The 9,606-nt window shown below is 27.1% G+C and carries 8 protein-coding genes; 3 read left to right on the top strand and 5 right to left on the bottom strand.

Annotated elements, in window-relative coordinates; translation table 4 throughout:
* Window positions 1-165: 165 nt before the first annotated feature.
* A complete protein-coding gene (gap, locus tag ACQW0Y_RS02125; RefSeq protein ID WP_427867532.1) occupies window positions 166-1,167 on the top strand; it encodes a type I glyceraldehyde-3-phosphate dehydrogenase in 1,002 nt (333 codons plus the stop codon).
* 12 nt (window positions 1,168-1,179) lie between these two features.
* The gene (locus ACQW0Y_RS02120) at window positions 1,180-1,890 is read left to right on the top strand and encodes a hypothetical protein (protein ID WP_427867531.1); all 711 of its coding nucleotides are present in this window, start codon (window positions 1,180-1,182) and stop codon (window positions 1,888-1,890) included.
* Between the two features lie 46 nt (window positions 1,891-1,936).
* Here the strand turns inward: ACQW0Y_RS02120 and lon are convergent, their stop codons facing one another.
* The 5 genes from lon to ACQW0Y_RS02095 form a co-directional block, all read right to left on the bottom strand.
* Window positions 1,937-4,456, bottom strand: a complete 2,520-nt coding sequence (gene lon / locus ACQW0Y_RS02115) for an endopeptidase La (RefSeq protein WP_427867530.1) — start codon at window positions 4,454-4,456, stop codon at window positions 1,937-1,939.
* A 72-nt stretch (window positions 4,457-4,528) separates the two neighbouring features.
* Complete coding sequence (locus tag ACQW0Y_RS02110; RefSeq protein ID WP_427867529.1) at window positions 4,529-5,347, bottom strand: nucleotide exchange factor GrpE; 819 nt, start codon at window positions 5,345-5,347, stop codon at window positions 4,529-4,531.
* On the bottom strand, window positions 5,347-6,339 hold the full coding sequence (hrcA, locus tag ACQW0Y_RS02105; RefSeq protein WP_004416495.1) for a heat-inducible transcriptional repressor HrcA: 993 nt from the start codon (window positions 6,337-6,339) through the stop codon (window positions 5,347-5,349). Before hrcA ends, ACQW0Y_RS02110 begins: the two co-directional genes overlap by 1 nt.
* Before the next feature lie 83 nt (window positions 6,340-6,422).
* Window positions 6,423-7,205, bottom strand: coding sequence for a glycerol-3-phosphate 1-O-acyltransferase PlsY (gene plsY, locus ACQW0Y_RS02100; protein ID WP_427867528.1), 783 nt, complete (start codon window positions 7,203-7,205; stop codon window positions 6,423-6,425).
* 5 nt (window positions 7,206-7,210) lie between these two features.
* Complete coding sequence (locus ACQW0Y_RS02095; protein WP_427867527.1) at window positions 7,211-8,797, bottom strand: M28 family metallopeptidase; 1,587 nt, start codon at window positions 8,795-8,797, stop codon at window positions 7,211-7,213.
* Between the two features lie 232 nt (window positions 8,798-9,029).
* Here ACQW0Y_RS02095 and ACQW0Y_RS02090 point away from each other — a divergent pair, with 232 nt between their 5' ends.
* The gene (locus tag ACQW0Y_RS02090) at window positions 9,030-9,605 is read left to right on the top strand and encodes a hypothetical protein (RefSeq protein ID WP_427867526.1); all 576 of its coding nucleotides are present in this window, start codon (window positions 9,030-9,032) and stop codon (window positions 9,603-9,605) included.
* Window position 9,606: the final 1 nt, after the last annotated feature.

Here is a 9,606-nt window from a genome sequence, read left to right as displayed (position 1 = left end):
ATATGGCGCCAGATTACTTACGTATACTGGAACGCCATATTTTTAATTTTTAAAAATCAATAAAATAAGCGTTTTTTTACTATCGCTAATGTTTTAAAACTTAAAAAAGGATATAATTTATATATTAATATTTTTTTAAAATTTACACATTATAAAGGAGAAAAAATGAAAACAAAAATTGCAATAAACGGGTTTGGAAGAATTGGACGTTTAATTTTTAGACAAATATGAAATGATAATGAATTAGAAGTAGTTGGTATTAATGATTTAACCGATGCTAAAACATTAGCTCATTTACTAAAATATGATACAGCCCATGGAACTTTTAATCATGAAGTCAAAAGTACCGATAAATCAATCATTGTTGATGGAAAAGAATTTTTAATCTTTGGTGAAAAAGATCCTGCTCAATTACCTTGAAAAAATTTAAATGTAGACATCGTCATCGAAGGTACTGGAAGATTTTTAACAACTGAAGCAGCACAATTACATATTGATACAGGGGCTAAAAAAGTTTTAATTACTGCTCCTTCAAAAAGCTCAGAAGTTAAAACAATCGTATACTCAGTTAATGAAGACATTTTAACAAAAGATGACGTGATTGTTTCGGGTGCGTCATGTACAACCAACTGTTTAGCACCAGTTTTAAATGTTTTAGAAAATGAATTTGGTGTTGAAAAAGGATTCATGACAACTGTTCACTCATTTACAGCAGACCAAAGATTACAAGATGCTCCACATAGTGATTTAAGAAGAGCAAGAGCAGCTTCTTCAAATATGATTCCTACAACAACAGGTGCAGCTAAATCTATTGGTAAAGTTATTCCTACTTTAAGGGGGAAAATGAACGGGATTGCTTTAAGAGTTCCAACAATTACTGGTTCAATTGTTGATTTAACAGTAGAACTTAAAAAAGATACTAATGTAGAAGAAATTAATGCAGCTATGAAAAAAGCAGCATCAGAATCTTTATTCTACACAGAAGATCCTATTGTATCAAGTGATATTATTGGTTCAACCGCAGGTTCAATTTTTGATGCACAATTAACTCAAGTATTAGAAGTTGATGGCAAAAAACTATACAAAGTTTATGCTTGATATGATAACGAATCATCATTTGTAAATCAATATATTAGAACTTTAAAACACTTAGCAAAATTAGGATAATAAGGTCTTAATATGATTACAGCAATTTTAATTATTATGGGCTTTGTAGTTTTTATGTCATTGATACTTAATGCAAAATATTTTTCACATAAAGGAAAAGCGTTTTATTTATTTTCTAAATTTAATGCTATTGGACAATTTAAAAGATATAGGATTCACGCTAGTGACAAAGTAATGAATTACTTAAGAAATTTATTGAATAAAGAAGAAATGGGAAATGCTGGTTATATTGTGGCTTTTGCGTTTTTTATCCTTATTACACTTGTGTCATTAGTTCTTATTCTTGTTAATTTTAAGGATAATGCAGTGGGTATAACTCTAATATTTGTTGAATTCTTTACATTTGGACCTTTATTTTCTATGGGTAAAATTAGTGAAGCAAGAGATGCGGCTTACCAAAAATTTACCGATTTTGAAAAGAAAAATAAAGAATATACAAAGACTTGACTAAGAATAAATGATCAAGAAGATTATCAAAAATTTAAAAAGTTATTTTTTCAAGATAAAGCAAATTTTAAATTTGTATATTTTGCAAAAGAAAGAGATAAGTATTACGAATCTTTTAATTTTGAAGAAAACATAAGACCATTTGTTTCAAATAAAGTAATTGACAAAAAGAAAATTCTTGACTTTTTAATTTGCGACTATAGATTTTCTGAAATTAATAACCAAAGTTTTCCTTTTGCATATTATCTTGGCATTATGAAAGAACTTAATATTTAAAATTAAAAACACGCGACATTAAAGGGCGTGTTTTTTTAATTATTTTTTATTTGCTTTCCTTTATTTGAAAAATTTCATCATAAATTTCATCATAGTATTTAACAGGAATAAATTCAACTTCTTTCTTTACTTCTTCAGGAACATCAATTAAGTTTTTCTTATTATCATAAGAGATAAATATTTTCTTAATTCCAAATTGCGAAGCTGCTAATGATTTTTCCTTTAATCCGCCAATTGGTAAAACTTTTCCTCTTAAGGTTATTTCACCAGTCATTCCAATATTTGCTGGGACCGGTTTTTTAGATAATGCACTAATAATTGAAGTTGTGAATGTTACACCAGCTGATGGGCCATCTTTAGGTATAGCTCCAGCAGGTACGTGAATATGAATTGATTTATTTTCAAAATCAAAATCAATCCCAAATTTTTCAGCATTTGCTCTAACATATGCTAATGCAATTTGTGCCGATTCTTTCATAACGTCTTTTAAATGACCTGTTAATCTTAATCCTTCTTTACCAGGGAAAGTAGTTACTTCAATTGCTAAGGTAGAACCACCAAAACTTGTATAAGCTAAACCATTTACAACACCAACTTGATCTTTATTTTCATTTTCATCTTCGTCAAATCTTATTGGACCTAAAAAGTCAACAACAACTTCTTTTGTTACTACAAATTCATCTTTAACTTCTTTGTCTAAGATTTTAACAACAATTTTACGTGCAATGCTATCTAATAAACGTTTTAGTTCACGAACTCCGCTTTCTCGTGTGTATGAGCGAATTATAAATTCTAACACTTCATCTGAAATTTGAATTTGTGAAGCTAATAAAGCATTTTGAGATAACACTTTTGGAATTAAATGGCTTTTGGCAATTTCCATTTTTTCGATTGTTGTATAAGTTGACAATTCCAATAATTCCACACGGTCGATTAAGGCAGCAGGGATAGAATCATAGTAGTTAGCAGTAGCAATGAATAATACTTTTGATAAATCATATTCTAGATCTAAATAATGATCTTGGAAGTTAGCATTTTGTTCTGGGTCTAAAACTTCCAGCATAGCACTTGTCGGATCACCTCTAAAGTCAGAAGACATTTTATCAATTTCATCTAATAAAATAACTGGGTTAGAAACTCCGGCTTTCTTAATTGCTGAAATAATTTTTCCCGGCATAGCTCCAACATAGGTTTTTCTATGTCCTCTAATTTCACTTTCATCTTTAACCCCACCTAATGAAACTTTAATAAATTTTCTTTGTAAAGCTTCAGCAATAGATTTAGCTAGTGTGGTTTTACCAGTTCCTGGAGGTCCAATTAAAGTTAAAATAGGAATATTGTTAACTGGGTTGTTTAATGTGTCTCCTGTTTGATGAACAAATAGATTTGAATCAATAAAATGATCAGGATCATTTTTTATTGGAGTATATTCTTTTTCGCTCTTATTGCTTTTTGTATGTGTTAAAACTGATATAAATTCTAAAATTCTTTCCTTAGGTTTTTTTAGACCAAAATGATGTTTGTCAAGTACTTCTCTAACATGATTAATATCAATTAATTCTTTACTTACTTTTCTTCATGGTAAAGCTAAAATTAAATCGATATATGTTTTTGAAATATTTGCTTCCGGACTTGATGCCATCATTGATGCTAATCTTGCTTGTTCTGCTTTAAGTACATTTAAAACATAGGTTGGATATTTTTTACTTGCTTCAGGATCTTTTTCAATGTTTTCAGCATTATCGGTTGATCCCTCATTTAACATTTGTCTCAATTGCTTCATTTTTTCACGAAGCAAGAAATCTCTTTGTGAGTTTTCCATTTCCTCGTTCATTTTAGCAGTTAATTCCATTTCGACATTACTTGACTCTATTTTTCAAATAAATCTGTCTGTTAATGCTTTAATTAACGAGTCATTAGATAATGGTAATAAATTTAATAACTCATCTCTACTAAAACTTTTTTTAATAGAAGAAACACCATTTCAAATACTTTTATTTAATTTGTTTTCTTCTATATCTTTTTTATCTACAAATAGAATATTAATTCTACTAATAAAGTTTTTTAATGCTGTTTGATCTACAAAATCTTTATTAAATATTTTAGGAATTCGAGGTGAAACATCTAATTTAGAAGCAAAGGAATTTAAATAATCGATTGCTGGCGAAATCTTTTCGAATTTTACTTTTGAAGATTTTGCCTTTTTTTCTTCTTCAAATGAAGCAAAAACATAAGGGCTTTCTTGATTGTTTTCTTCTTGATTATAAATGTTTTCTATTTTTACTGCTTTGCCACATTCTAAAAGTAATTTATAAACTCCTGAATTTTCAATTATGTCTTTAATTGTAACAACAACACCATACTCTTCTAGCATCGAAGCGCTTGCGATACTTTCAGCTGCTACATATTGTTCTTTAATAAAAGCAATTAAAATTTTATTCTTATTTTCTACGCTATCTAGTGAAAGATTCATTGCTAAAATTGAATTAGCTTTTCCAACTCTAATTTCGTCATTATCGTAAGGTAAAAGAATTTGTTTTTTAACTGGTATAAATGGTAATTTCATTTTTTCCTCTTTTCTTTTGTTATTTTATTCTAGTTATTTTGTTTATTAATTAATTTGCGAAAAAATAGCGAATTATTTAGCAACAACAACTAATGCTGGTTTTATTGTACGATCATGTAATTTATAACCAATGTTCTTTACTTCTAAAATTGTGTCTTTTTCTAGATCTGAACTTGCTAATTCATATACTTGATGAATATTTGGATCAAATACTTCTCCCACCTTAGGAATAATTTTTGTTAATCCAAAATCTAATAAAACGTTTTCCACTTGTTTATATAGCATATTAAAACCGATAATAAAGTTCTTTAATACATCATTATCAATTTTTTCAGCTACAATAATTGCTTTTTCAAAATTATTTAAAGGCTGAATTAAATTTTCAATAAATGATTGAAGGGCATATTTTCTTGCTTCAGCAATTTGAATCTCTTGATGATCATTATTTTTTTGTTTATGTTCATTTATTGCATCTTGTGCTTTCTTTTGAATTGCAATTACTTCTTCCTTAAATTTATTAGTTTCAATAAGAGATTTGACTTTAAAATCTTCTAGTTCGTTTTGATATTTTTTTATCAATTCATTTTGTTCTTGATTTTTTAAGTTAGTTTTTTCTAATTCTGATTTTAAAAACTCATTTTTTTCAATTAACTCCTTTGTTTTATTATCTATTTTTTTAACAGATAAAAGTTTCAATGTGTAAAGAGTTTTTTTAACTTTCAAAGTCTTTTCATTATCATTCAGGTCTTTACCGTCTTTTAAAATTTCTAAAACTTTTTGATCCACTTCATCATAATCTCAAATGTAGTGATATTTAGTTTTCTTTACATCATGATTGTTTTTTTCAACAACCTCAAATGATACTTTGTCAAATTTATTAAAATCAATCATTATTTATCTCCTTTTTGAACAATTTTTTCAAGCATTTCTAAAGCTTCTAATGTTTCATCTATGTCAATATTTTTAGGGCCCATTATTGAAATTTCTTTAATATTTTTATCATTTTCAAAGTCTATTTTTTTACTAATAATATTTAAATTTTCACGTGAAAAATCCAATTTTATTTTATTATCTTCATCTAAATTGTTTTCAATTGTAGACCATACTGAATGTTTTTCAATTAAATCTAATAAGTCAACTAATTCTTCCCGAGAAATATTTTTAGAAAGAATCATAGCGTTTTTATTATATGTTTTGTTTTGAATTTTTTCTTCAAACACAAATACTGTTTTAATAAATTTTTCTAATACTTTTTCATAGTTTCCAATTTTTTCTTTAAAAAGTGGAAGCAAAGCAGAAGCCTTAGCTGATAATTCAATTAATGGTGTGTCAATTAGTCTTTCCTTAAATAATCTAACAGCTATTCTTAAATCGTTTAACAAAATTCCTTCATCAAAATCAAAAAGTTTGTTTTGTACATTACCACTACTTGTTACGATAACTATAACTGCTGAAGTTGAATCTAAAGGGGTTAGTTGAATACTCTTTAATTTTTCATCCTTATTATTAGAGGTTGCAACAACAGTAAAATGAGCCATTTTACTAATTAAGCTTGCTGCCTCATCTAATGTAGAATCAATGCTTAATCTTTTTTTAATTAAAATGTCATTTAAATTTTTATTAAAAAACTTCTTAGGATTATAAGCGATATTTTTTGTATAGTATTCAAGACCTGCTGTTGAGGGAATTCTTCCTCCAGAAACGTGAGGTTTTTCTAAATAACCAATTTTTTCCAAATCAGACATTATATTTCTTATTGTTGCTGAAGAAAATGATAAATGTTTAGCTTCGACTAATTTTTTTGATCCTACTGGTTCACCGGTGTCAAAGAAAATTTCAACTATCATCTTAAAAATTTCAATGTGACGGTTTTTTAATTCCATAAATAAAAAACATCTCCTTAATAAATTTAATAATATAATTTTAGCACTAATTTAGCACTTTGAGATGTTAATTGCTAATTTTATTATTTAATGTAGTTTTTAAAATTTATCTTTTTTTCTTCTTTGTTTGCTAATCTTACGTAATTTGGTATATGTTTTAATAAGATTAAAATAGAACCAAACACTAAAATATAACTATGTGATCATAAGGGAATATTTGCATTAATAAAAGATAAAATTCAAGTTGAATAATAAAGAGGTATAAATGATATAAAAGCAAAAATAATTGCTGTAATTACTGAAGATATAGAAATATATTTAATTGTTAAAACAAAGATTATATATAATAAGGCTAATAAAATAAATGTTGTAAAATCAAAAGCTAAAATAAGACCAAAGAATGAAGCAACCCCTTTTCCGCCTTTAAACTTAAAGAAACATGGAAAAATGTGACCAATTAAAGCCCCTAATACTGCAAATAAAGGTATTATAAATTGATTATTTAAAAATGATTTAATAATAAATGTTATTAATGTTGGGATGCAAGCCTTTAGTAAATCAAAGGTAAAAACCATTGCGGCAAATTTAAAACCGAAAACTCTAAGAGCGTTTGTAGCTCCCGCATTATTTGAACCTTGTGTTCTAATATCTTTGTTTCTTTTTTTAGAAATAATAATACTAATATTAATTGATCCAATTAAATAACCAATTAATAAGACAATTAAATTTATTCATACATATTCTCAGTTAAACATAATAGATAAATAATACATTATTTTTCTATTAATGTATTTTTTTAATAAAGTATTTAAAATCAAAACAAAAACATTGTGATTATTATTTTCACAATGTTTTTGTTTAAACATAAAAATTAATTTGTTTTGTTAAATTGTTGGTATGTTATTGTGTTTTCTGTTTTTGTGTACATTTTTTCTAAGAATCTTGTTAGTGTATTGAATACTGTTTCTAATTGTTTATAGAATCTTCTTCCAATGTTTTCATTGATTCATTGTAATGTATCTAAATCACTATGTCAGATATCTCCTAAAACAGCGAAGTCATCGGCTGTCATACCCTCTGGTCAGTCGTAAACAACTTGACCATTTTTCAATGTTCTTTTTAGTAAGGTTTTGCCTTGATCTGCTAAAGTTGTTTTACCATCTTTTAAAACTCATGCTTTAGGATTTGTTGTTTGAGCATATCCGTCGTAGATTTCGAATTTAGATTTAACACCAAAGTTTGTTGATTCTACATAAGCTACTGGTAAATTAGCAATTTGATAGAATGGAGCGTGATCAGATCAGTCCCCGGTTTCACCTGGTCTAAATTCATCTTCAACAAATTGTGGATGAATTTTTAGTTCTTGTGAATCATCTTTTAATTCATTAACTCTTTCTTTTGAAATTTTATTAATAAAATCTCTTAATAAAGGTGATGTGTTGTATGTTTCTTTAGCCTTACGTGTATCAGGTGAGTGGATGTACATGTAATCCCCACCAGCTACAGTATCCATATTAATCATACCTAAAGAGTTTTTTAGAAGTTCATTTGCTTCACCAGTTAAGAATTGTTTAACAAATGCAATAGAACCTAATTTTCCAACTTCTTCAGCATCAACAAAAATTAAATGTAATCTTACTCCTAGTTTTTCTCTATTTTTTGGATCTGAGAAATGTTTTAGTAATGATAGGTTAACGGTAACACCTGAACCATTATCTGTTCCACCTCATGAAGTACCATTTGGACCAACATTATTTGTTGAATCATAGTGAGAAACAATGTAGAAGTCTTTAACTTTGATTGCGCCATTATCTGTAACTGTATTACTTGGGTTAATTGTTACAACAATGTTATTTCCAATATTGTTTGCTGAGTTTTTTAATGAGTATAAAAATCCTTGTGTAAAGAAACCATCTTTTTCTAAATTTTCTTTCATTTTATCAACAATGTCTTTATCTGTTGTTTCATTATATACTTCAACAGTTCTAGGTTGTGGATCTTCTGAATATTTAGGATATGCAATTTCTCCGGCAGTATTATATGTATAACCCATATCTTGAATTTGTTTTTTTAAATATTGGTATGCATAATAACTTCCATAGATTGAGTGTTCAGGATTTACATGGTCACCAAATTTATTTATTAGGCTATTTTCAACAAGTGTAGTTGTTGCTTTTTTTGTGTCGCCAACATTTTTTAAACCATTTGAAATTTTTCCAGTTTCATCAAAGTTTAATGCTTCTTTCTTAAAATTATTTTGATCCCCTGCTTTTCTTCCGTGTGTAGAATTTAATAATTCTGAGAATGTTTTAGTTACATAAAATTCTGTTTCGGTTACTGGTTTCTCAGGTATTGGTTGAGGTTCGGGTTTTTCATCATTACATGCAATAGCTGTAATTGGTAATATTCCTGTACTTAAACCACCTAAAGTAAATAATATTTTGTTTAAACGTGTCATAAATAATTCCTTTTTTGTGTATATATCTTTTTTAATATATACCGCTAATATTATAATAAATTTTAGCCATTAAATAAATAACTTTCAATCAATAGCCCCTAATTTTAAGGTCTTTTTTATTCATTTAATTTTAAAAATAATTGTAAATTTATTGATTTTTTTAAATTTTATTGTTAACAATAATATAAAAATAATTATAATTTGTATATATAACAATGAAAAGAGGGGACAAATGAAAAACATCAACAAAAAAAGAAGAATTAATAAATTTTTGTTTTCATTAATGCCTTTAGCAGCTGGCAGTATTTTATTAAGTGCTAGTTGTCAACAACAAAAATCCACTAATGAAGAAACTAAAGCGGATGAGTTTATTGACCCATCAGTTAATCGTGACAATTCATTAATAGGCGAAGAATTAGCAAGAAGAGTTTCTGAAGTTCTTCAAAATGTTTCTTTTACATTTACAGATTTTGCAAAAAATGAATATAATCAAAAAGCTAATGATATTGAAAAAGATAACTATATTCGTGACTTATGAGAAAAAATGACTGAATGATTTAGTGAACACGAAGAAATAGATAACCGTTATAATTTCTTCCCAGAAGATTTAAAAAATGAAGAATTTAATAAATATCTTAATGTATATATTCCTAACTTGGAATATTTTGCTGGTAATCATGAAGTACATTGTTATTTTGCCTATGATAGCGAAACAAGAAATATTTATTACTACTTTAAGATTAAGTGTTTAGATGGTAAACAAACTGAAGGGTCTGGTACAGTTTATTTAGCTTTACCAAATAAATAAT

This window comes from Mycoplasmopsis arginini (assembly GCF_965278885.1).
In the GTDB taxonomy this organism is placed as follows: Bacteria; Bacillota_I; Bacilli_A; order Mycoplasmatales; family Metamycoplasmataceae; genus Metamycoplasma; species Metamycoplasma arginini_B.
Note: the sequence above shows the minus strand (reverse complement) of the source record. Positions and strands in the feature narration are given on the sequence as shown.